The sequence below is a fragment of the Pseudarthrobacter sp. NamE5 genome, assembly GCF_005796225.1.
Taxonomy (GTDB): Bacteria; Actinomycetota; Actinomycetes; order Actinomycetales; family Micrococcaceae; genus Arthrobacter.
This window is the reverse complement of the sequence record NZ_VAHO01000002.1, coordinates 254587-275037: the sequence shown is the minus strand read 5'-3', so window position 1 is coordinate 275037 and position 20451 is coordinate 254587. Positions and strand designations below refer to the sequence as shown.

At 64.8% G+C, this 20451-nt stretch carries 21 protein-coding genes; 11 read left to right on the top strand and 10 right to left on the bottom strand.

The features are described 5' to 3' along the window. The first annotated feature begins 84 nt into the window (after positions 1 to 84). The 9 genes from FDW84_RS04490 to FDW84_RS04450 all read left to right on the top strand — a co-directional run bounded on the left by FDW84_RS04490 (position 85) and on the right by FDW84_RS04450 (position 10582). On the top strand, positions 85 to 1014 hold the full coding sequence (locus FDW84_RS04490) for an FKBP-type peptidyl-prolyl cis-trans isomerase (protein WP_138606962.1): 930 nt from the start codon (positions 85 to 87) through the stop codon (positions 1012 to 1014). An 86-nt stretch (positions 1015 to 1100) separates the two neighbouring features. After that, positions 1101 to 1496 (top strand): FKBP-type peptidyl-prolyl cis-trans isomerase, encoded by a 396-nt coding sequence (locus FDW84_RS04485; protein WP_138606960.1) that lies wholly within the window; start codon positions 1101 to 1103, stop codon positions 1494 to 1496. 105 nt (positions 1497 to 1601) lie between these two features. Further along, the gene (locus FDW84_RS04480) at positions 1602 to 3593 is read left to right on the top strand and encodes a helix-turn-helix transcriptional regulator (RefSeq protein WP_138606958.1); all 1992 of its coding nucleotides are present in this window, start codon (positions 1602 to 1604) and stop codon (positions 3591 to 3593) included. Positions 3594 to 3603: 10 nt separating this feature from the next. Then, positions 3604 to 3954, top strand: coding sequence for a hypothetical protein (locus tag FDW84_RS04475; RefSeq protein ID WP_138606956.1), 351 nt, complete (start codon positions 3604 to 3606; stop codon positions 3952 to 3954). A gap of 32 nt (positions 3955 to 3986) precedes the next feature. Continuing rightward, entirely contained in the window at positions 3987 to 4259 is a 273-nt protein-coding gene (gene tatA / locus FDW84_RS04470) for a Sec-independent protein translocase subunit TatA (RefSeq protein ID WP_104997977.1), read from the top strand. 48 nt (positions 4260 to 4307) lie between these two features. Continuing rightward, positions 4308 to 5102 carry a twin-arginine translocase subunit TatC gene (tatC, locus tag FDW84_RS04465; protein WP_138606954.1) on the top strand — a complete coding sequence of 265 codons (795 nt, stop codon included), beginning with the start codon at positions 4308 to 4310 and terminating at the stop codon, positions 5100 to 5102. Between the two features lie 20 nt (positions 5103 to 5122). Continuing rightward, complete coding sequence (locus FDW84_RS04460; protein ID WP_138606952.1) at positions 5123 to 8017, top strand: DEAD/DEAH box helicase; 2895 nt, start codon at positions 5123 to 5125, stop codon at positions 8015 to 8017. A 74-nt stretch (positions 8018 to 8091) separates the two neighbouring features. Next, a complete protein-coding gene (locus tag FDW84_RS04455) occupies positions 8092 to 9747 on the top strand; it encodes an amidohydrolase (protein ID WP_138606950.1) in 1656 nt (551 codons plus the stop codon). A gap of 94 nt (positions 9748 to 9841) precedes the next feature. Beyond that, positions 9842 to 10582, top strand: a complete 741-nt coding sequence (locus FDW84_RS04450) for a polyprenol monophosphomannose synthase (protein WP_138133733.1) — start codon at positions 9842 to 9844, stop codon at positions 10580 to 10582. A 79-nt stretch (positions 10583 to 10661) separates the two neighbouring features. Here the strand turns inward: FDW84_RS04450 and FDW84_RS04445 are convergent, their stop codons facing one another. The 5 genes from FDW84_RS04445 to FDW84_RS04425 form a co-directional block, all read right to left on the bottom strand. Then, a complete protein-coding gene (locus FDW84_RS04445) occupies positions 10662 to 11009 on the bottom strand; it encodes an RNA polymerase-binding protein RbpA (protein WP_013600997.1) in 348 nt (115 codons plus the stop codon). A gap of 246 nt (positions 11010 to 11255) precedes the next feature. Next, positions 11256 to 12197 carry an SPFH domain-containing protein gene (locus FDW84_RS04440; RefSeq protein ID WP_138606948.1) on the bottom strand — a complete coding sequence of 314 codons (942 nt, stop codon included), beginning with the start codon at positions 12195 to 12197 and terminating at the stop codon, positions 11256 to 11258. A 33-nt stretch (positions 12198 to 12230) separates the two neighbouring features. Next, positions 12231 to 12695: an NfeD family protein gene (locus FDW84_RS04435; protein ID WP_138606946.1), complete on the bottom strand. Its 465-nt coding sequence runs from the start codon at positions 12693 to 12695 to the stop codon at positions 12231 to 12233. A gap of 125 nt (positions 12696 to 12820) precedes the next feature. Further along, a complete protein-coding gene (locus FDW84_RS04430) occupies positions 12821 to 13705 on the bottom strand; it encodes a putative RNA methyltransferase (RefSeq protein ID WP_138606944.1) in 885 nt (294 codons plus the stop codon). Positions 13706 to 13789: 84 nt separating this feature from the next. Next, a complete protein-coding gene (locus FDW84_RS04425) occupies positions 13790 to 14470 on the bottom strand; it encodes a peptide deformylase (protein WP_138606942.1) in 681 nt (226 codons plus the stop codon). 54 nt (positions 14471 to 14524) lie between these two features. On the opposite strand from FDW84_RS04425, the gene FDW84_RS04420 reads away from it, so the two are divergent. After that, positions 14525 to 14947 (top strand): nuclear transport factor 2 family protein, encoded by a 423-nt coding sequence (locus tag FDW84_RS04420; RefSeq protein WP_138606940.1) that lies wholly within the window; start codon positions 14525 to 14527, stop codon positions 14945 to 14947. A 28-nt stretch (positions 14948 to 14975) separates the two neighbouring features. Here the strand turns inward: FDW84_RS04420 and FDW84_RS04415 are convergent, their stop codons facing one another. From FDW84_RS04415 to FDW84_RS04400, 5 genes are all read right to left on the bottom strand, one after another. Beyond that, a complete protein-coding gene (locus FDW84_RS04415; protein WP_138606938.1) occupies positions 14976 to 16124 on the bottom strand; it encodes an FAD-dependent oxidoreductase in 1149 nt (382 codons plus the stop codon). Between the two features lies 1 nt (position 16125). After that, positions 16126 to 16776 (bottom strand): class I SAM-dependent methyltransferase, encoded by a 651-nt coding sequence (locus FDW84_RS04410; protein ID WP_240721389.1) that lies wholly within the window; start codon positions 16774 to 16776, stop codon positions 16126 to 16128. A 50-nt stretch (positions 16777 to 16826) separates the two neighbouring features. Beyond that, positions 16827 to 18038 (bottom strand): type III polyketide synthase, encoded by a 1212-nt coding sequence (locus FDW84_RS04405; protein WP_138606934.1) that lies wholly within the window; start codon positions 18036 to 18038, stop codon positions 16827 to 16829. A 1075-nt stretch (positions 18039 to 19113) separates the two neighbouring features. Continuing rightward, positions 19114 to 19290: a hypothetical protein gene (locus FDW84_RS19215; RefSeq protein ID WP_171046639.1), complete on the bottom strand. Its 177-nt coding sequence runs from the start codon at positions 19288 to 19290 to the stop codon at positions 19114 to 19116. 98 nt (positions 19291 to 19388) lie between these two features. Further along, positions 19389 to 19862: a VOC family protein gene (locus FDW84_RS04400; protein ID WP_138606931.1), complete on the bottom strand. Its 474-nt coding sequence runs from the start codon at positions 19860 to 19862 to the stop codon at positions 19389 to 19391. Positions 19863 to 19999: 137 nt separating this feature from the next. On the opposite strand from FDW84_RS04400, the gene FDW84_RS04395 reads away from it, so the two are divergent. Next, positions 20000 to 20404 carry a DUF3054 domain-containing protein gene (locus FDW84_RS04395; RefSeq protein WP_138606929.1) on the top strand — a complete coding sequence of 135 codons (405 nt, stop codon included), beginning with the start codon at positions 20000 to 20002 and terminating at the stop codon, positions 20402 to 20404. The last annotated feature ends 47 nt before the right edge of the window (positions 20405 to 20451 follow it).

The following is a 20451-nucleotide window of genomic DNA, read 5'->3' as shown; positions in this document are numbered from 1 at the left end:
AAGGCCCTTTATATCGGCCTGCCGCGTTGAGCCGTTGCCATGCGGACCATCGCATCCACCCTGCCCCGACGAAAGTTCTCTTACGTGCGCCGACTACTAGCAATCCTTCTTCCCGGTCTGTTGCTGCTGACCGCCTGCGGCGGCCCAACCGCCGAGCCGGAGCCCACCAGCATGTCCGCCGGTGAGACTGCCAAGTTCGACTCCCTCAAACTGACCGACAACGGGGACAAGAAAGCCCCCGGTGTGGAATTCACCAAGCCGCTGGAAGTGTCAGAGCCTACTGTCAAGGTGATCACCGAGGGCAGCGGCGAAACAGTCAAAGCGAACCAGGTGGCAAACATCTCCGTCCTGGCGCTCAACGGTACGGACGGCAGCACGCTCGAGGACACGTTCCCCAACGAGCCGGAGGCCCTGGAACTTAACGAGGAGCTCAAGACAGGCAGCGAGGTCATCTACAACGCCTTTGTTGGTGCCAAGGTCGGCTCCAGCCTGGCGCTTGCCGTGCCCGGACAGGCTGCCGCCGCAGGCGGTGAAGCACAACCTACGCAGCTGCTGGTCATCAAGGTGATCTCCGCGGAGGACGTTGCTCCTGTCCTCGAAAAGCCTGAAGGTGAAGCCGTCACCCCGCCGCCAGGTCTCCCCAAGGTGACCGAGAACGGCGAGGGCATCCCCGAGATCAACGTCGAGGGCGTAGCCGCTCCCACGGAACTGGTCTCGCAGGACCTCATCAAGGGTAACGGGGCCACCGTGAAGGAGACCGACACCCTGACCGTGAACTACGTCGGTGTCACCCTTGCAGGCGGCACCAAGTTCGATTCCAGCTTCGACCGCGGCGAACCCGCAAGCTTCCCCCTCACCGGCGTGATCAAGGGCTGGACCCAGGGCCTCGCCGGCAAGACTGTTGGATCCCGCGTGCTGCTGGTCATCCCCAAGGATCTTGCGTATGGCGACGCAGGCCAGGGCGAAGCCAAGGGCGATCTTGTCTTCGTAGTGGACATCCTCGGGGCCAAGTAGCAACACTTACAGTCGGGCCGCGGCTTCCCTGCGGCGGCATCCACCGGCGTCACACCTACCAGCACATCCACACCGAAGGAGCAACCATGTCATTTGGCCAGCGTGAATTCGACCGCACGAAGCCCGAGATCGATTTTCCCGAGGGAGACGTACCCACTGAACTGGTGATTACGGACCTCATTGAGGGCGAGGGCCGGGAAGCCAAGCCCGGGGACACTGTTTCCACCCACTACGTTGGGGTTGCCTGGTCCACTGGTGAAGAATTCGACGCCTCCTGGGGCCGCGGGGCACCCCTTGACTTCCGGGTGGGCGTTGGCCAGGTCATCCAAGGCTGGGACCAGGGCCTGCTGGGCATGAAGGTGGGCGGCCGCCGTCGGCTGGAGATCCCCTCGGAGCTGGCGTACGGATCCCGCGGTGCCGGCGGAGCGATCGCTCCCAACGAGGCCCTGATCTTCGTAGTGGACCTCGTCGGCATCCGCTAAACCGCCTGTCACGAGCTGCCGGAAACGCGGCAGCAGCAGGAGCAATCTTTCCTGCTGCTGCCGCGTTTCCTGCGTTCCGGCGAGGATTTTAGTAACGTAACGAGAGTGCCCGCATCCCGTACTGAACGACTCCTCAACCTGCTCATCGCACTGCTGAACACCAAGTACGGCCTGCGCCGCAGCGAGCTCCGAAAAACGGTCTACCGCGATGCCTACGGTAACGAAGCCTCCTTCGGCCGCATGTTCGAACGGGACAAAACCGATCTGCGGAAGTTCGGATTCGAGGTCGAAACGCTGACGGACCTGGGCTGGAGCGAGGATGACCCCGCCACCACCCGGTACCGGATCGGCAAAGAATCCAACCGCCTGCCGGACGTCCAGCTGGGGCCTGAAGAGTGGACGGTGCTCCTGCTCGCCTCCCAGCTCTGGGAACGGGCAGCCCTGGGCACAGCCGCCCAAAGCGCGCTGCGCAAACTGCAGGCAACAGGCGGCATGACGGACGTCCAACTGCCGGCCGGAGTCCAGCCCCGGATCAGGCCTGCCGGCCAGACCTTCGATGACCTCGTTGCCGCGATCCATGCCAAGCACCCGGTCATCTTCACCTACCTTGCGGGCAGCACGGGAAATGAAGAACAGCGGTCAGTGGAGCCCTGGGGCCTGGGCAGCCGTTTCGGCCACTGGTACCTGGTGGGTTATGACCGCATCCGGAAGGAAACGCGCCATTTCCGTCTCTCGCGGTTCACCAGTGCGGTTTCCGTCCAGGAGCGCGACCAATTCACCCCGCCGCGCGACTTCAATGTCCGGCAGGAACTGGAACGTCTGCCGGAACTGCCGCTGCGCACCGCCGTCGTGGATGTCCGGGCAGGACGCCTGCTGGCACTGCGGCGCCGTGCGGTCGCCCAAGACGAGGCTGGCCAGGACAGCGTCCCGGAGCCGGAGGCAGGCTCTGACCGGCTCATCCTGCAGTACCGGGACCCGGAGGTCCTCGCTGAGGAGCTCGCCTCGTACGGCCCGGACGCCCTGGCCGTTGCTCCCCCCGAACTGGTCGACGCCGCGCGGCGGAGGCTGCGCGCCGCAGCTGACTTTTCCGCCGCGCCTGTGCCGGAATACCGGTTCTCGGATGCTGCTGCCCGGCCGGTCCGCCCGCGCACCTCGGAGGACCAGCTGAAGCGGATGCTCCAGCTCGTTCCCTTCCTGGTGCACAACCAGGGCCTGCACATCCAGGACGTGGCGGACCGGTTCGGTATCAGCAGGAAGGAACTGGAAAATGACCTGCAAATCCTCATTTGTTCCGGACTTCCGGAAGGCTACCCGGATGACCTCCTGGATATCCAGTGGGACGACGACCACGTGTACATCACCCAGGACCTGGACCTGACCAAGCCGGTCCGTTTTACTGTCGAGGAAGCGTCCGCGCTCCTCACGGGGCTGGAAACCCTGAACGGCCTTCCGGACGTGGCTGAAGGGGGTGCGCTGGAATCAGTGACGCTCAAGCTCCTTGCCGCAGCCGGCGAGGAGGGGCTACATGCGGCCTCGGTGGCCGGCCCGGAAGTGGCGCCGGCGGACGCTGCAACCCACGCGCTGGTGCGGCAGGCCATCGAGTCGCGGGCCCAGCTCAACCTCACGTACTTCTCCCCGCAGCGGGACAGCGTCTCAGTGCGCGACGTGGACCCGTTGCGACTGTACTCGCTGGACAACACGTGGTACCTCGAGGCGTACTGCCACTCCGTGGAAGGGCTCAGGAATTTCCGGCTGGACCGGATCCAGGAGGTTCACGCCAACGGGCGACCGGCAGCGCCCCGCGCCACACCCGCCCAGGGGGTTCCTGCCAAACTCTTCACCGCCAGGGACGATGACACCACAGTCACCGTCCAGCTCACCCGGCAGGGAAGGGGGCTGGCTGATGACTACTACGCCGAACGCACGGCCGAACTGAACGACGGCGGGCTGGTGGCCGACATCCGTTTCGGCAACACCGACTGGCTCCCCATGTTCGTGGCCCAGCACGGCGGCTTTGTCCGGATTCTGGCGCCGGCCGAACACGCGGAGGCAGCCAGCACCTGGTTGGCGGCAGCCTTGGCCAGGTACGACGGATAGACTTCTCAGCATGCCTTGGTGGTCCTGGATCCTGATATGGGTGGCGCTCGTTGCGCTTTCGCTGCTGTTCTATGTCCTTTTGGGCATCCGCCTCTTCCGCCAGTTCATGGCGACCATGCAGGATCTCGGCGCAGCAGGTGAGAAGCTGGGGCACCTGAACCCGGTCGGGCTGGACGGGGAGCAACAGGCGGATCCGGGACGGCCCCGCCCGGGATCCGCGGTTTTTGCCTCACCTGCTGCGATGCGACATGATTACGAGGCATCCAAGTCATCCCGACGGGAAGAACGCCGACTGCGGCGAGTGCAGCGCAGGAAGGACCGGGGCCAGCCGCTGGCACTCGGCGATCTCGACTTCACATAGAAGTAAAATGAAGTAAGACGAAAGGATTTCCCATGGGAAGACTCTTTGATGGCCCCTGGCCCATCGTAATCATCATCGTTGTTGCCCTGCTTCTCTTCGCCGCGCCCAAACTTCCGGCCATGGCACGCAGCCTTGGACAGTCCATGCGGATCATCAAGTCCGAGGTCAAGGAAATGAAGAACGACGGCAAGACCGACTCCACGGACGCCTCAGGCCCGGTTGAGGGCACCATTGTGAACCACCCCAAGGCGAAGCCCGGTGAGCCGACAGACGGCACTGACGTTCCGCCGTCAAACCGCGCCTGACCCCCAGTGGCACTGTCGCGGGCCCGTAAAGCCAACCCAGAAGGGCGGATGGCTCTTTGGGACCACCTCAAAGAGCTGAAGAACCGGCTGATCAAGTCGGCGATCGGCGTCGTCATTGGCGGCATTGGGGGCTGGATACTTTACGATCCGCTGTTGAAGGCGCTGGCCGACCCTGTCAACCGCATCTCGCAGCAGACCGGTGGGCTTTCGGCGATCAACTTCGGAACCATCGCGTCCCCGTTTGACTTCAAGCTCCAGATGTCGCTGCTCATAGGCGTGGTAATTTCCAGTCCCATCTGGATCTACCAGCTGTGGGCATTCATCACGCCCGGACTCACTTCAAAGGAGCGCAAGTACACGCTGGGCTACATGGCGGCAGCAGTCCCGTTGTTCCTGGCCGGCATCTGGGCGGGCTGGCTTGTGGTCCCGCAGGTTGTCCGGGCACTGACCCAGTTCACACCGGACGGCTCCTCAAGCGTCATTGATGCCCGCACCTACATCGAATTCGTGACGCGGATGGTCCTGGTGCTCGGCATCGCCTTCCTGGTGCCGGTGGTACTCGTGGGCATCAACATGGCCGGCGTCATCTCGGGACGCGCCATCCTCAAAGCCTGGCGGATCACCGTTTTCCTGGTGTTTGTCCTGGCCGCCATTGCCGCGCCAGGGGCGGATGCCATTTCGATGTTCATGCTGGCCGGCCCCTTGCTTGTGCTCTTCTTCGCAGCCATCGGTATCTGCCTGATGAACGACAAGCGCCGGGAGCGCCGCCAGGCCAAGCGAATGGCCGAGACAGAGGCAACAGCGGACATCGCCACCCCGGGCAGTGAGCTGAAGAACCTCTAGGCGCCCGTTAGGCTTGGGGTATGTCCTCCAACACCGGGCCCACCGACTACGAAGAGCTCTCCCCGGCCGAGCGTTACCGGGCCAGCGCCGAGCGCAGGGCCGAAGCAGCGACTTACCTGGGCGCCTTTGTCCGCACCCTGGACTTCGGGCTTGACGATTTCCAGCGCCAGTCGTGCCGTTCCCTGCAGGAGGGCCGGGGAGTTCTTGTGGCCGCGCCGACGGGGGCCGGAAAAACGATCGTTGGCGAATTCGCCATATACCTGGCGCTGCAGCGGGGCCTCAAAGCCTTTTATACAACTCCGATCAAGGCCCTGAGCAACCAGAAGTTCACGGAGCTCTCCGAGAAGTACGGTGCCGATAAGGTAGGCCTGCTGACCGGCGACACAAGCATCAATGGTGACGCCCCCGTCGTCGTCATGACCACCGAAGTGCTCCGGAACATGCTGTACGCCGACTCGGCTACCCTGGACGACCTCGGCTATGTGGTGATGGACGAAGTGCACTATCTTGCCGACCGCTTCCGCGGGGCCGTGTGGGAGGAAGTGATCATCCACCTTCCGAGCGAGGTGCAGGTGGTCTCCCTCAGCGCCACCGTCTCGAATGCCGAGGAGTTCGGCGCCTGGCTGGATACCGTCCGCGGTGACACGGACATCATCGTCTCCGAGCACCGGCCGGTGCCGCTGTGGCAGCATGTCATGGTGGGGCGCCAAATCATGGACCTGTTCGCCGGCGAAACCACGTTCGATGAGATTGCGCCGCCCGTGGACGAGGAGGACACGCGGCCGTCCTCCGTAAAGGACTCGGCCAAGGGGCGGGGCTTCGAGGTCAATCCCGATCTCCTGACCGTTGCCCAAAGCGAGAGCCAGCAGAGCTTCCGCAGCCGGCCAGGTCCCGGCGGACGCGGCCAGCGGGGAAGGCGCGGGAACGACAGGCCGGGCAGGGAAGAACGGGGAGTACGTCCGGCCAGCCGTCCCCAGGTTATCGCCAGCCTCGACCGCATGGACCTGCTCCCGGCCATCACCTTCATTTTTTCCAGGGCAGGCTGCGACGCAGCCGTGGCACAGTGCGTCAGATCCGGGCTGTGGCTGACCACCGAAAAAGAGCAGCGGATCATCGCTGAACGTGTTGATGAAGCCGGGTTCGAGATCCCGCCGGACGACCTGGATGTGCTGGGCTTTTGGACCTGGCGGGACGGACTGCTGCGGGGCTTTGCCGCGCACCACGCCGGTATGCTGCCAACGTTCAAGGAAGTGGTGGAGAAGCTCTTTGCCGACGGCCTGGTGAAGGCAGTCTTCGCGACGGAAACGCTTGCGCTGGGCGTTAACATGCCTGCCCGGTCAGTAGTCCTGGAGAAGCTTGACAAGTTCAACGGCGAGGCCCACGTGGACATTACCGCGGGGGAGTACACCCAGCTGACCGGCCGCGCCGGGCGGCGGGGCATCGACGTCGAAGGCCACGCCGTGGTGCTGTGGCAGCCGGGGACGGATCCGACGGCGGTCGCCGGCTTGGCCTCGCGGCGCACCTACCCCTTGAACTCGAGCTTCCGGCCCACGTACAACATGAGCATCAACCTCCTGGCCCAGTTCGGACGGGCAAGGGCCCGGGAAATCCTTGAGTCCTCCTTTGCGCAGTTCCAGGCGGACCGCTCCGTGGTGGGCCTCGCCAAGCAGGTGCGCAGCCGGGAGGAGTCCCTGGCCGGCTTCGCCAAGGCAATGACCTGCCACTTGGGGGACTTCACTGAGTACGCCCGCCTGCGCCGGGAACTGTCCGACGCCGAAAATCTGACCTCGCGCACCAAGTCGCGCGCCCGGAAGTCTTTGAGCGACGATTCGCTGGCGAGGCTCCTGCCCGGTGATGTGGTGGATGTTCCCGGCGGCAGGGCACCCGGCCCGGCCATCGTGCTCAGCTCGGACCACACCAGCCGGGAGCCACGGCCCGCCGTCCTTACGCTTGACAACCAGCTGCGCAGGATTGGGACCGACGATTTGGAAGGCCCGATAGCGCCCGTAACACGCATCCGGATCCCAAAGTCTTTCAATGCGAAGGTGCCCAAGTCCCGGCGGGACCTTGCGTCCTCGGCCCGGAACGCGCTTCGGGAAAACCGGCCGCCCGCGCCCGGCAACAACCGTAACAACGACTTCGGCCTCGCAACCGCCCTGCCCAACCAGGAAAAGCGTATAGCGGACCTGCGCCGTGCCCTCCGCGCCCACCCCTGCCATGGCTGCAACGAGCGGGAGGACCACGCACGATGGTCCGAACGCTGGTGGAAGCTGCGGCGGGAAACGGACGGACTGGTGCGGCAGATCCAGGGGCGGACCAACACCATCGCCAAGACTTTCGACCGCGTCTGTGACGTCCTGTCCTCCTACGGCTACCTTGAACCGGCCGGGGACGGAAGGCTGGCCATCAGTCCTGACGGCCAGCGGCTGCGCAGGATCTATGGCGAGAAGGACCTCCTCATTTCCCAGTCTTTACGGCTGGGTGCGTTCGAAGATTTGGATGCCGCGGAAATCGCCGCCCTCGCCAGTGTGCTGGTGTACCAGGCGAAACGGGAGGACCGGGGGCTGCGGCCCCGGATGCCGAGTGTCTCCCTGGAGACGTCGGTGGACATCGTCATCCGCGAATGGTCTGCCCTGGAGGATGTGGAAGAGGAAAAGAAGCTTCCGCTGACAGGTGAACCTGAACTCGGGCTTGTCTGGCCGGTTTACAAGTGGGCCCGTGGACGGCACCTGCAGGATGTCCTCACTGGAACGGATCTGGCAGCCGGAGATTTCGTCCGTTGGGTGAAGCAGGTGGTTGACCTTCTTGATCAGCTTGCCAAGATCCCGGGCCTGGATCCCCGCCTTGCCCGTCTCTGCGCCGAGGCAATCTCCCTGATCCGCCGCGGCGTCGTGGCCTATTCCTCCGTCCTCTGACTGCGCGGTTTTCTGACAACTCTGCCGATCCTGCCTGCTGTCCGCAGGCCTGCCCTACCAGGAGTACTGCCCGTATGTCCGAGCCTGAACCGCTGCCCGCCCCCCGTCCCAAAACGGTCCTGTACCGCAACGGGTCCGTCTACACTGCCGCGGACCCGTTCGCCACAGCCATGGTGGTGGACGGTGACACTGTGGCGTGGGTGGGGTCGGAACAGGCGGCGTCTTCCATCGCAGACAGTTCCATGGAGATCATCGACCTTCGGGGCGCGCTGGTTGCTCCCGGTTTTGTCGACTCCCACCTGCATCTCACAGAAACGGGCATCGCCCTGGAATCCTTGAAGTTGGCCGGGATACGGTCCGCGCAGGAGCTGCTTGACGCCGTAGCTGCCGCCCCCGGTGACGGTCCTGTCCTGGGCCACGGCTGGGATGAGACCGCTTGGGCTGACGGCACCCTGCCCAGTGCGGAGGAACTCGAACGGGCGGCAGGGGGACGTCCGGTGTACCTCTCCCGGGTGGACGTCCACTCTGCACTCGTTTCCACGACACTCGCCCAGGCGGCGGGGCTGCGGGAGATGGATGGGTTCGACGGTGGCGCACGGGTTTGCAGGGCGGCGCACACGGCAGCCAGGCAGGCCACCCGGCGGCTGCCGGAGTCCGTGCTGCAGCGGCACCAGTCACGTGCGCTGTCCGAAGCGGCTGCCAACGGTTATGTGGCAGTGGCGGAAATGGGGGCTCCCCATATCGGCGGAGCAGAGGACCTGAGGTTAGCGGGCGCATGGAACAATGCCGGTCAGGAAGGCGCGGCGGTACCTGAGGTCCTGCCGTACTGGGGCGAGCTGGCCTCGTCCGAAGAGCACGCCCGCAGCATCCTTGACCAGTTCGGCTTCGCTGTGCGCGGGCTCGCCGGGGATCTCAACATCGACGGCTCTGTGGGGTCCAGGACAGCAGCCCTGAGGACCGGCTATACGGACGCGGCGGGGGAGCGGGGCACGCTGTACCTGAGCGTTGATGAGGCAGCAGCGCATCTGGCAGCCTGTTCCCTGGCCGGTGTACAGGGCGGGTTCCACGTGATCGGTGATGCCGGGCTGGATGCCGCCCTGGAGGCCCTTGAGCTTGCGGCCAGCGAAGTAGGGGAGCAGCGGGTGCGGGCAGCCGGCCACCGGTTCGAGCACGTGGAAATGGTGGATGCCGCGGCGGTGGAAACCCTGGCACGTTACGCCGTGACGGTCAGCGCGCAGCCGTCCTTCGATGCCGCCTGGGGTGGGCCCGGGGGACTCTACGAGCAGAGGCTGGGGGAACGGAGCCGGTTTATGAACCCCTTCGCAGGCCTGTATTCGGCAGGCGTGCCGGTCTGCTTTGGCAGCGACAGCCCCGTCACCCCGCTGCGGCCGTGGTCCAGCGTCCGGGCCTGCCTGGAGCACCACAACCAGGAAGAGCGCATTTCCGCCCGTGCTGCCTTCCTGGGCCACACGCGGGCTGGTTGGCGGGCAGCCAAGTACCCCAATCCCATGGCTGGGCAACTCGTGCCTGGAGCTCCCGCGAGTTTCGCCGTATGGGAGGTCGAGGAACTGATGGTCCAGGTGGCCGACGGCCGCGTCCAGTCCTGGAGCACCGACCCGAGGGCCAGGACTCCGCTGCTCCCTGCACTGGACACGGGCAGTGACCCGGTATGCCTCCAGACGGTGCGGGGCGGCGTCGAACTTTTCGCCAGTCCCGCGCTGCGGTCCTGACCAGGTTTTCACCGCCCTATAATTGGTAGTTGCGCCCGCCGCCGACCTGTTCGCCGCCGGACGCACTGACCATTTCCCCCAGGAAAGGCCCTCTGTGCGCGTCCTCACCATCATTCCCACCTACAACGAGCTGGAATCACTGCCGAAGACCCTTCAGCGGCTTCGCGCGGCAGTTCCGGCCTCGGACGTGCTGGTGGTGGATGACAACAGCCCCGATGGCACCGGCAAGCTTGCCGACGGCTTCGCCGCCGAGGACTCCCAGGTTCATGTCCTGCACCGGAAGGGCAAAGAAGGGCTCGGCGCGGCATACATCGCCGGCTTCAGATGGGGACTGGACGCCGGGTACGACGTCCTGGTGGAGATGGATGCGGATGGGTCCCACCAGCCGGAACAGCTTCCCCAGCTCCTGGAAGCAGTTGAGCAGGGGGCGGACCTTGCCATGGGCTCGCGCTGGGTCCCTGGCGGAAGCGTCGTCAACTGGCCGCTCTACCGCCAGGCGATCTCCCGGGTGGGAAGCACCTACGCCAGGCTCATGCTGGGACTGAAGATCAAGGATGTCACGGGCGGCTACCGCGCATTCCGCAGGACCACCCTGGAGAAGCTCAACCTGGACCAGGTGGACTCCGTAGGTTACGGCTTCCAGGTGGACCTCGCTTTCCGGGTGGCGCGCATGGGGCTCCGCATCGAGGAACGGCCCATCACCTTTGTTGAGCGGGAACTCGGTGCTTCCAAAATGAGCGGCAACATTGTGCTCGAAGCCATGGTCAACGTCACCAAGTGGGGCCTGCAGGCCCGCTGGAACACACTGACCCGTAAGGCAAGCGGACAGCCCTAGCAGCGCCCGGCTGGGACGAAAGGGGCCGCCCCCGCACCTGTGGTGCGGGGGCGGCCCCTTTTTCAGTGCAGGAAACTCTTTAGGCGGAGCGACGTTCTCCGCGGCGTTCGCGCAGGATGGTCAGCCGGTCCTCGAGGATCTGCTCCAGCTCAGGAAGCGAGCGGCGTTCCAGAAGCATGTCCCAGTGGGTGCGGACGGCTTTGTCATTGCTGGTATCGGGGCGTTCGCCATCAACCAGGAGCGCTTCCTTGCCGGTTTTGGAAACCCAGACAGGGGGGATTTCCGCCTCTGAGGAGAAGGTGACGAAGACCTGCTCGCCGTCCTCGCAACGGTATTCGACGCGCTGGCGCGGAGCCGGCTCGACGCCGGACTCGGTCTCCATGCTCTGCGCACCAAGGCGCATGCCCCGCAGGCTGCGATCGCTCATGATTTCTCCCTCTGGTCGGTTCGCGGTGTACAACACCGCGCTAGCCGGTGGCCGTCAAGCACCGCCGGACTACTGTGTGCTCTGTGCTGCATCTTTAGATTCAACGCATTGCTAAGTCTTGTTGTTCCAGCGGATCTGCTCCTGCCAGACAAATACCCAACTATACCGGTATCATGCCGTCCCGGCCAAAATAGAAGGGGATCCGCGGCAGCTGCGGATCCCCTTACTCTGCCTTGGCAGCGCCCGTCAGGGTTCGGAGCTTTTGGCCCCGATCTCATCAAACAGTCCGCCGACAGTTTCGGAGGTCGTTCCACCCAATGCGTTGCCAATCCCTTTGAGCGCCTCGCCAACTTCACTGGGAATAATCCACAGCTTGTTGGAGGAACCCTCCGCCAGCTTGGGAAGCGTCTGCAGGTACTGGTAGGCCAGCAGCTTCTGGTCCGGGTTGCCGCGGTGGATGGCGTCGAAGACCTTTTGGATAGCCTGCGCTTCACCGTCGGCGCGGAGGATGGCAGCTTTGGCGTCGCCTTCCGCTTGGAGGATTGCGGCCTGCCGCTGCCCTTCAGCCGTCAGGATCGCGGACTGCTTGGTTCCCTCCGCCGTCAGGATCGCGGCGCGGCGGTCCCGCTCGGCGCGCATCTGTTTCTCCATCGAGTCCTGGATCGAGTGGGGCGGGTCAATGGCCTTCAGTTCGACGCGGGAAACCCGGATCCCCCAGCGGCCGGTGGCCTCGTCCAGGACGCCGCGGAGCTGGCCGTTGATCTGGTCGCGGGAGGTCAGCGCTTCCTCCAGGTTCAGCCCACCCACCACATTGCGCAGCGTGGTGGTGGTCAGCTGCTCCACCGCCTGGATGTAGTTGGCGATCTCATAGGTGGCGGCCCGCGGGTCCGTGACCTGGAAGTACACCACGGTGTCGATGGACACTACCAGGTTGTCCTCGGTGATGACGGGCTGTGGAGGGAAGGAGACCACCTGCTCGCGGAGGTCCAGCAGTGGCAGGAGCCGGTCCACGAAAGGAATCAGGATGGTCAGCCCCGGGTTCAGGGTCCGCTGGTATTTGCCCAGCCGTTCAACCACACCTGCCCGTGCCTGTGGAATGATCCGGATGGCCCGGACCAGGACGATAATCACAAACACGATCAGGACCACCAGCACGATCGCCAGTGCGGTTCCTCCTGCGTTATCCATACATTTCCTTCTTCCCCATGTGTTCAGGCTGTATCAGGACTTGCCGTCGGTGTCCGACGCCGCCGAGACCACGGCAGTGGCCCCGTCGATGGCGGCCACCACTACTTTTTGTCCGGCAGGGAGGACCCCCGCCGCCGACCGGGCGCTCCAGATATCCCCGCCGATCTTGACCAGGCCGCCGTCGGCCGTGACGGGCTCCATGACAACGGCGCGTTCGCCGATCAGCCGGTCCACGTTGGTCCGCTGCTCCGAAGGGCCCTTTTTCAGGTGGGCCAGGGCCACGGGCCGGACAAAGGCGATCATCAGCAGGGACACCACGCAAAAAACAACAATCTGCAGCCACGGGTCTGCGCCGGCGAAGTCGGCCGCCAGCGCAGCGAGCGTTCCTCCGCCGAGCATGATGAAGAAAAGGTCGAGGGTGATCATCTCGACCACTGCAAAAGCGAGGAAAGCCGTGAGCCATAGTGCCCACCAGTTTTCACCCAACCACTCGAACAATTGCTCCCCCTTCGCTACGGGGAGCCGCGCCCGCGGACCCTCCAGTAACTGTCCTCTAATCCTAGTGCTGCCGGTCATACAGTGGGCGGTGCGGGTGCGGTTCCCGGGGGATAGTGTCCAAGTCGTTACGGCATTTGGGGTTGGGCGGGGCGGAAGACAGTGAGCCTGAAGCGCGCCTCGGACTCAATGTTCTGCGGGTGGTCCTCCAGCCGGGCTGCGACAGCGGCGCGGTCCAGGTGGTGTCCCGCCGGGCCCATGATGGCAAGGTGGGCTGCCTCCAGCCGGGAAAGCGACAGTGGGAAGTCGATGTCCCGGGTACTTTCGACCGTGAAACGGGCAGCCATTGCAGAAATAAGGCGGGTGTCCTTGCCTTCTTCGATTCCGAGCATGCCCGTGACGGCAGCGACGGAGGAGAGGTGCCCGGGGCGGGGTGTCACCACCACCAGCCGGCCCGTTGGTTTCAGGACCCGGGCGAACTCCGCGGCGTTCCGCGGCGCAAAGACGACCGTAACGGCGTCCACCGAATCTGCGGCCATCGGCAAGGGCTGCCAGATGTCCCAGACCAGGTTGACCGCCTCCGGATTGAGCCGCGCGGCGCGCCGCAGGGCGAACTTGGAGATGTCCAGCCCCAGTGCCGCGACTTTCCGTCCTTGTGCGGCGGCGGCATCGAGCAGCACACGCAGGTAGTGCCCTGTTCCCGTACCGGAGTCCAGGACGACGGCGGCTTCCGCGGCCAGGGAGGGGACGACGGCGGCGGCCACTGCCTCTGCGAGGGGCCGGTAATGCCCGTTCCCCAGAAAAGTGAAGCGGGCATCCACCATCTCTGCGGTGTCTGCCTCGAAGGCCGTGCCCTTTCCAACCAGCAGGTTGAAATAGCCTTGCCTTGCTGCGTCGAAACTGTGGCCGGAGCCGCAGATGAGGCGGCTTTGCCCTGCAGGATGCTGTCCCACGAGTTCCACCGGTTGGGAGCACACCGGACACAGCAGCGGGAGGTCGGCGTGAAGAGGCATAGGCACCATTTTAGGGCTGCGTGCCAGGCCTGCCGGCGCACTCCCGTCGCGCCTGCCCCAGGTCGCGCCATGGCCTGGAGCCGGTCAGTGACCGGCGGGCGTCACGGGTCCGGCGTCGAAACCGAGTCCGGCACTTGCCTTTCCGATCCCGGGTTCAGCCCAGTGCGCGGCATACTCCGCGTTGCTGCTGAGCGACCGCAGCTGGGCGCGATCAACGTAGAGAATGCCGTTAAGGTGGTCTGTTTCGTGCTGCACTATCCGGGCCTGCCAGCCGCTGAACTCACGACGGACAGCTGAACCATCAGGGGCCTGGTATTCGAGCAGGACTCTTTCCGGCCGGGCCACCACTGCCTGCAGCCCGCTCAGCGAGAGGCACCCCTCGTAGAAAGAGGCCAGCTCCGAACCCAACGCACTGTACCGCGGGTTCAGGAGGGCCAGGAACTCCAGGGGGCTCCGTTTGCGCAGGGCAGCGGCTTCAGGATCGACGTCGAACTGGTCCTCGACGACGGCGACCTGCAGGGGGATGCCGAGCTGCGGTGCTGCCAGTCCAACCCCCGGCGCTTCATGCATCACCTGCCGCATCAGGGCGATCAGGCGGTCAAGCTGGTCGCCGGACAGCTGCCCGTCGAAGCGAGCGGCGCGCCGGCGCAGCGCGGGATGGCCAGCCTGCACAATGGGCGGCATCGTCCCGGCCGACAATATCCGCTCTACGGTTTCGCTGATCTGTTCGGCATTGGCTGCAGTTTCCGGCGGGATGTGGCTCATGGGGAAAGCCTACTGGCGGCACCACCACGCCCGGGCTGGGCTAGTGTCTTTTCCATGGCTGACCAACCCTCCCTTTCTCACGACCCCCTGGACTGCGTGCTTCGCTTCATCCGCGTGCTGGAAGCGGGCGGAGGAGGCGACGACATCAGGCCTTTCCTGGCGGATTCCTTCGTGCTGGCGGAAGCGCCCCACCTCCTGGCGCCTGAGGGTTCCACCCGTACCCTGGCGGCAGTCCTGGACGGTGCCGACCAAAGCGCCGAGGTGGTGGCGGACCAGAAGTTTGTTATCAGGCGTACTACCTGTGAGGGCGGCAGGGTAGCTGTGGAAGCAGACTGGTCGGCAACTGCCCTGGTGGACCTCCGTTACTGGGACCGGGGAGAGACCATCCGCGCCAGGACCTCTTCCGTCTTTGAGGTCCGCAACGGCAGGATTGTGAGCCAGGACAGCTATGACTGTTACTTCAGGGACGGTTCCTAGCCTGCAAGCTGTCCCGGGAATGGGCCTGCTACTGCATGGTGAAGCGCCTTGCAGTCCAGAGGTTGATGGCCGGAGCAGATGCGGCGGCGCCGATGGCCAGGTTGCGAAGCTTCAGGAACGGCGCCGGCAGCGGACGTCCCAGCATCATGTTGACTTCAGACTGGCGGCGGGCGGTGACCGCGGCACGCTGTCGGTCAGCCTCGAATCTCTTCAGCTGCAGGTCCACCGGCCCGTCGGCCAAAGCAACCCGAATCAGTGGCGAAAGCGCCTGGGCATCAAGCCAGCCTAGGTTCATGCCCTGTCCGCCGATGGGGCTGACCTCGTGTGCGGCATCCCCGATAAGCACCACCCGTCCGGACACCATGCGGCGGGCCAGCGTCGATCGGACGCTGAAGGCGCTCATCATCGTGTTGGTTTGGAGGTCCGGCAGGACGCCGGTCCGGCGCATGACCAGGCCAGCTAGTTGCCCCGCACCTGCATCTTTCGGGGGCCTGCTCAGCCGCACCACCCACCGCCGCACCCCGCCCGGGAGTGGAAAGGACTCGACGATACCCTCGGCTTCGAGGAACAGGACAGCCATCTGGCCGTACTCGCCGGCATCAGCGAAGTCGCCCATCAGGTAGTGGTCCGGATACTCCTTGGCCTTGACGGGCACGCCAAGAGCCGTGCGCAGATTTGACCGCGCCCCGTCGGCCGCAACAACTATTGACGCCTCAATCTCTTTCCGGCGTGTCCCAGCCCCGGCCAAAGGTTCGACGGCGACGGCGGCCGTTTCGCCGTCGTCCGTGACTCCCGTCACCCGTACTCCCCGGACGATGGCGTCGGCCGAAAGGGCACGGACGCGCTCCTCCAGGAGCTGCTCGGTACGGGACTGGGGGAGGGCGAGGACGAATGGAAAGTCTTCCGAAACGCCCGCGAAGGACAAGGTGCCCACCGTTTTCCCGCCGCTGATCGCCTTTCCTGTGCGGATCGAAACTCCTTCGCGCACCATGGCACCCGCCACGTGCACCTGGTTGAGCGCTGCCAGAGCGGGCGGATGGATCCCAATGGCGCGGCTGTGCGGGCTGCGTTCCGTCCTCTGCTCCAGCACACGCACGGAGACGCCCTCCTGAAGGAGCGAAGCGGCCAGGTACAGGCCCACCGGCCCGCCGCCCACGATCACGACGTCTGCGGCCACGCTACTCCTTGCGCCACGCGAGAAGCTGGTGGAAGGCGCTGCCCGGCCGGACGGTCCAGCCAGGGGGAGCGAGGGCCGTCAGTTCCCGGGGTGTGTAGCTGCGCCGGATGGAGGTGAGCCCGTCCGCACGGATGAAGGAACGGCGGAAGGGAAGAGCGGCGGCGCTGAAGAGGGCAAACGCGATGGGGCTGCGGCGGAGATCGTTGTGCAGGGCTGCCTCTCCCGCCAACAGTTCCGAATGCGCCAGCAGTTCCTGCAGTTGGTCGGCGCCCAGATGGTGCAGGACATGGTTCGAGATCACGAAATCGTACTGCCGGCCTTCGCTGACAAGATCACTGCTGTGGGCCTGCCTGAAGCTGACCGCGGGCACTGCCGGCTGCCCCTGGGCGAAGGCGGCCGCCCGGGCGTCAGGGTCGATGCCCGTGATGTGCAGGGCCAGGTGGTCGCGCGCGGCCCAGCGGGCCAGCATGAGTGCGAGGTCGCCGCCGCCGGAGCCGATGTCCAGGATTGTTGCCGGCCGCGGGCTGGCTGAAAGAAAGGGCCGCAGCTCACGGGTGTACAGCCTCCGCCAGCCGGACAGTACCCGGTTCACTACAGCGAACTGGCGATAGGTGTTGTCCAGGGCCTGCGGGTCGCAGTCCGGCAGGTCCATGATTTCCACGGCACTGGCGGCACGCCGCCGCAGCAGGAGATCCACGGCGCTCAGGCTACGGGTGCTTCCGCCGCCACGAGCTCCCGGACCTGGTCCGCCTTGCTGCCCTGCCCCGGCCGGAGTGCGGGCGGTGCCTGGCGGAGCTTGGTGAACAGTGCTGTCTCCACCGTCAGCCCAGGGCCGAACGCCATGGAGCAAATCCGCTCATCACCGGGCTCCGGCGCCTGTTCAAGGATGCGCCTGATGACAAACAGCACAGTCGCACTGCTCATGTTGCCGTAATTGCGGAGGATCTCACGGGCCGGAACCAGTTGCTCTTCCGTCAGGCCAAGCCGTGACTCGACCTTATCCAGGATGCTCCGGCCGCCGGGGTGGATGGCCCAGTGCCTGATGGAGGAGTAGGGGAGTGCCGCCAGTTCCGGTTCCCGCGCAAGCAATGGCTCCAGGGCGCCCACGATATGGTCATCAATGATGTGCGGCACGTAGTTTCCAAGGACCATTTCGAATCCGTGGTCGCCGATGTTCCAGGCCATCGAATCCTCGCCGACAGGAGTGAGGACGGTTTCGAAGTGGTCGAGCTGCAGCAGTGCGGTTTCCTCGCTGCCGGGCCGTGCCGTGATGACGGCGGCCGCGGCGCCGTCCGCGAAAAGGGCAGACCCCATGATGGTGTCCGGATCGTTGGAGGTGCGTACGTGGAGGGAGCAGAGTTCTGCGCAGACAACGAGAACCACGGCGTTGGGGTCGGCATCACAGAAAGCCTTGCCCGCACGCAGGGCCGGGAATGCCGCGTAACAGCCCATGAACCCAAGGTGGTACCGCTGGACGGCCGGGTTCAGCCCGAGTTCCCTGACAATCTTGTAGTCCGGGCCGGGGTTGAAGAAACCGGTGCAGGAAACTGTCACGAGATGAGTTATGTCAAGTAAATCGAGTTCCGGGCAGGCCTCCATCGCGGAGCGGGCAGCCTGGACGAACAGTTTGGTGGCTTCCCGCCCAAAGATGTCGTTGCGGACCTTGGTGCTGGGGTTCAGGAGGAGGCCGGTGGCAGGGTCATAGAATTGCGGGTCGTCGGAGCGCGATTCGTTGGTCAGTTCGTCAACGGCTGTAAACCGGGTCTCAATGGCAGCTGAATCAAAACAGGTGCTGACCAGTCTGGCGCCAAGCCTGGACAAGCCAGGTTGGGCCGCGAATACGTCCCGGGCTTCAGACTGGACCAGCCTTGTTTTCGGAACTGCAGTTTCGAGTGAGCGCACGTAGACCGTCATTGACTCATTCTTAACGAGGCTCCGGATAAAGGCAACGTGCTGACCTGCGCAGTTGCTGCGCATGGACCCGCTATTGGCGCTGCTGGCGGCCGCTCACAGGAGCCCCTCCGAAACGCCGATAATCTACATTATGTCAAGTAGCCTAGAAAGGGTCCTCTCCTGTAAGCAGCCTTCCGACGCACGCTGCTGGCTGCTGAGGCAGTTTGCTTCATGGGGTCTGAAGCAGGTCGGCTGAAATACGCCGCGCTCGTTGTCTTCTTTCCATTGGACCGAGCGCTACAAAGCCCGCGAAGGCTTGGCACTGATTGCTGAAACCTGCTTGTCGACGGCGTCCATGCCCGATATGCCGCTTTTTTGCCGGCCCTTGCCGGCAGGTCTGCCGGCATCGGTTTTCCGCAAAGGGGGCCGGGGTGGAGCGTTTGAGCGGACCTCTCCCCCGTTTTCAAGGACCGAGGCGTGCCTGCGCGGTGTTGCCGTGGGGCCGATCGATGGGGCTCTACCGGGCGGCTGAAGCAGGGCAGAGAGCCCTCATGTACTGGTGAAGCCGATGTTCTGGCGAAAACGGACAGCGGCAGTCGTGTCCGGGCCGTGGAGTCCTTCCTGATGCAAAGCACCCCGCTAATCTTTGGCCAATATTGCGGGAATGTGAGCTAACTCCTGATTTTCCTGCACCAAGATCGGAGCAACCGAGGATTGCAGCCCGCCATTCACCCGAAGGCGCACCTCCCGCATTCCGGAAGGGGTCGACAGGGCGGAAGCCTGGGGCTTCACCTTGACATGGAGTGCAGACCGGAAAGGGGTGGCCGCACAATGAGAGATCACCAATGGTCTGAAGCCGTCGGTGACCCCGGGGCGGTCCCGGAGAATCCGGTTTCGGACACGATAGTCATCCGTGCATGGCATGAGCCGGGGCACCCTCAGGGTTTCCGAGCGAGGATTACTTACGGGGAGCCTCCAGGCAGCGATTCAAGCACAATAGTTACGGCCGACCCTGCGGAGGTCCTAACAGTGGTCAAGCGCTGGCTGGCCGGCCAGCCGGGAGTGAATGGCCGGAATTAGGGCCTCGAGCTGGGCCCTAGCGCCTGGGACCGATTGCGGCGCCCACCACCGCGCCGATACCCAGCCCCAGGGCAAACCCGAGGAACGGGCTGTCGAAGACCGCCAGGCCAAGGGTGATGCCTACTGCCGCGCCAAGGAGGCAGGAAATCCAGAGCGGCTTGTTCACAGTTCCTCCCGCTGCGGATAACGTCATCTTTCCAGTCCTTCAGAGAGTACTGCATGCCGCCCCAGCCCTAGATTTCGCCAGTGCTCGTGGGGCACCGGGGCCGGCAGCTACCGGCTGCATTCTGTTCAGCCGGCGTACGCCCTCTCCAGTTCCGCTATATCCAGCTTGCGCATGCCCAGCATCGCCTCCATGGCGCGCTGCGCGCCGTGCGGGTCAGGACCGGCGATCAACTGCGGCAGGACTGCCGGAACGATCTGCCAGGCGACCCCGAAGCGGTCCTTCAGCCACCCGCACTGGCTTTCGGTGCCGCCGTCTGTCAGCGCAGTCCAGTACCTGTCCACGGCTGCCTGGTCCTCGCACTCAACAACGAAGGAGACCGCATCCGTAAAACTGGAGCCCCTGGCGCCGTTAAGGGCAGTGAAGCCGCGCCCCTCCAGTTCGAAGTCGACGGCGATCGCCGCTCCAGCCGGACCAGGGCCGCCCTCGCCGAACCGCGATATGTTCAGGATCTTTGCGTCATCAAAGACCGATGTGTAGAACTGGGCAGCTTCTTCCGCCTGGTGGTCGAACCAGAGGCAGGTCCCGATTTTGCGTGGCATTGATGCTCCCTTCCGGGTTGAGCCTAGTGCGGAGCTTCAGGCTGCACAACGGTTCCAGATGGGACAGGACTGCCTCGTGCTGCCCGTGTGCGGCGGCGAATAAGGCCGGCGCGCTGGCGGGCATTAAGCTCGGAGGCATGAGTTTCCGCGATGTGCAGCCAGCAAAACCGCCAACCCGGGGCCTGCCAGTTGCGGCCGTGGCGGCGGCCGACGTCATCCTGATCCTGGTGTTTGCCGGCATCGGACGTGATGCCCACCAGCGGGGTGATGTCCTGACCGGCGTGCTGCTGACCGCCTGGCCTTTCCTTGCCGGAGCAGCACTAGGCTGGACGGCGGCCAGGGCATGGCGCCACCCGCTCTCGGTGCGCCGGGCCGGGCTGGCAGTATGGCTGGGCAGCGTGGCTGGAGGCATGGCGCTCCGTGCCCTGACCGGGCAGACGGTAGTGCTCCCGTTCGTCATTGTGGCCTTGCTCAGTCTGGGAGTCCTGCTGCTCGGCTACCGTCTTGTGCTTGCGTTCCTAAACCGGCGGCGCCGCGCCTGAACAGGAGCCGCCGCCCAGCAAGTAGCTGGTGTAATAGGCTGACAGCA

Bases quoted from the DNA above. Each gene is read 5' to 3' on its own strand.
- tatA (WP_104997977.1), top strand. From the start codon at position 3,987: ATGGGAAGACTCTTTGATGGCCCCTGGCCCATCGTAATCATCATCGTT.
- FDW84_RS04410 (WP_240721389.1), bottom strand. From the start codon at position 16,776: ATGGACCTGCCGGACTGCGACCCGCAGGCCCTGGACAACACCTATCGC.
- FDW84_RS04440 (WP_138606948.1), bottom strand. From the start codon at position 12,197: ATGGATAACGCAGGAGGAACCGCACTGGCGATCGTGCTGGTGGTCCTG.
- FDW84_RS04430 (WP_138606944.1), bottom strand. From the start codon at position 13,705: ATGCCTCTTCACGCCGACCTCCCGCTGCTGTGTCCGGTGTGCTCCCAA.
- FDW84_RS04445 (WP_013600997.1), bottom strand. From the start codon at position 11,009: ATGAGCGATCGCAGCCTGCGGGGCATGCGCCTTGGTGCGCAGAGCATG.
- FDW84_RS04455 (WP_138606950.1), top strand. From the start codon at position 8,092: ATGTCCGAGCCTGAACCGCTGCCCGCCCCCCGTCCCAAAACGGTCCTG.
- FDW84_RS04475 (WP_138606956.1), top strand. From the start codon at position 3,604: ATGCCTTGGTGGTCCTGGATCCTGATATGGGTGGCGCTCGTTGCGCTT.
- FDW84_RS19215 (WP_171046639.1), bottom strand. From the start codon at position 19,290: ATGACGTTATCCGCAGCGGGAGGAACTGTGAACAAGCCGCTCTGGATT.
- FDW84_RS04405 (WP_138606934.1), bottom strand. From the start codon at position 18,038: ATGACGGTCTACGTGCGCTCACTCGAAACTGCAGTTCCGAAAACAAGG.
- FDW84_RS04395 (WP_138606929.1), top strand. From the start codon at position 20,000: ATGAGTTTCCGCGATGTGCAGCCAGCAAAACCGCCAACCCGGGGCCTG.
- FDW84_RS04485 (WP_138606960.1), top strand. From the start codon at position 1,101: ATGTCATTTGGCCAGCGTGAATTCGACCGCACGAAGCCCGAGATCGAT.
- FDW84_RS04420 (WP_138606940.1), top strand. From the start codon at position 14,525: ATGGCTGACCAACCCTCCCTTTCTCACGACCCCCTGGACTGCGTGCTT.
- FDW84_RS04460 (WP_138606952.1), top strand. From the start codon at position 5,123: ATGTCCTCCAACACCGGGCCCACCGACTACGAAGAGCTCTCCCCGGCC.
- FDW84_RS04400 (WP_138606931.1), bottom strand. From the start codon at position 19,862: ATGCCACGCAAAATCGGGACCTGCCTCTGGTTCGACCACCAGGCGGAA.
- FDW84_RS04425 (WP_138606942.1), bottom strand. From the start codon at position 14,470: ATGAGCCACATCCCGCCGGAAACTGCAGCCAATGCCGAACAGATCAGC.
- tatC (WP_138606954.1), top strand. From the start codon at position 4,308: ATGGCTCTTTGGGACCACCTCAAAGAGCTGAAGAACCGGCTGATCAAG.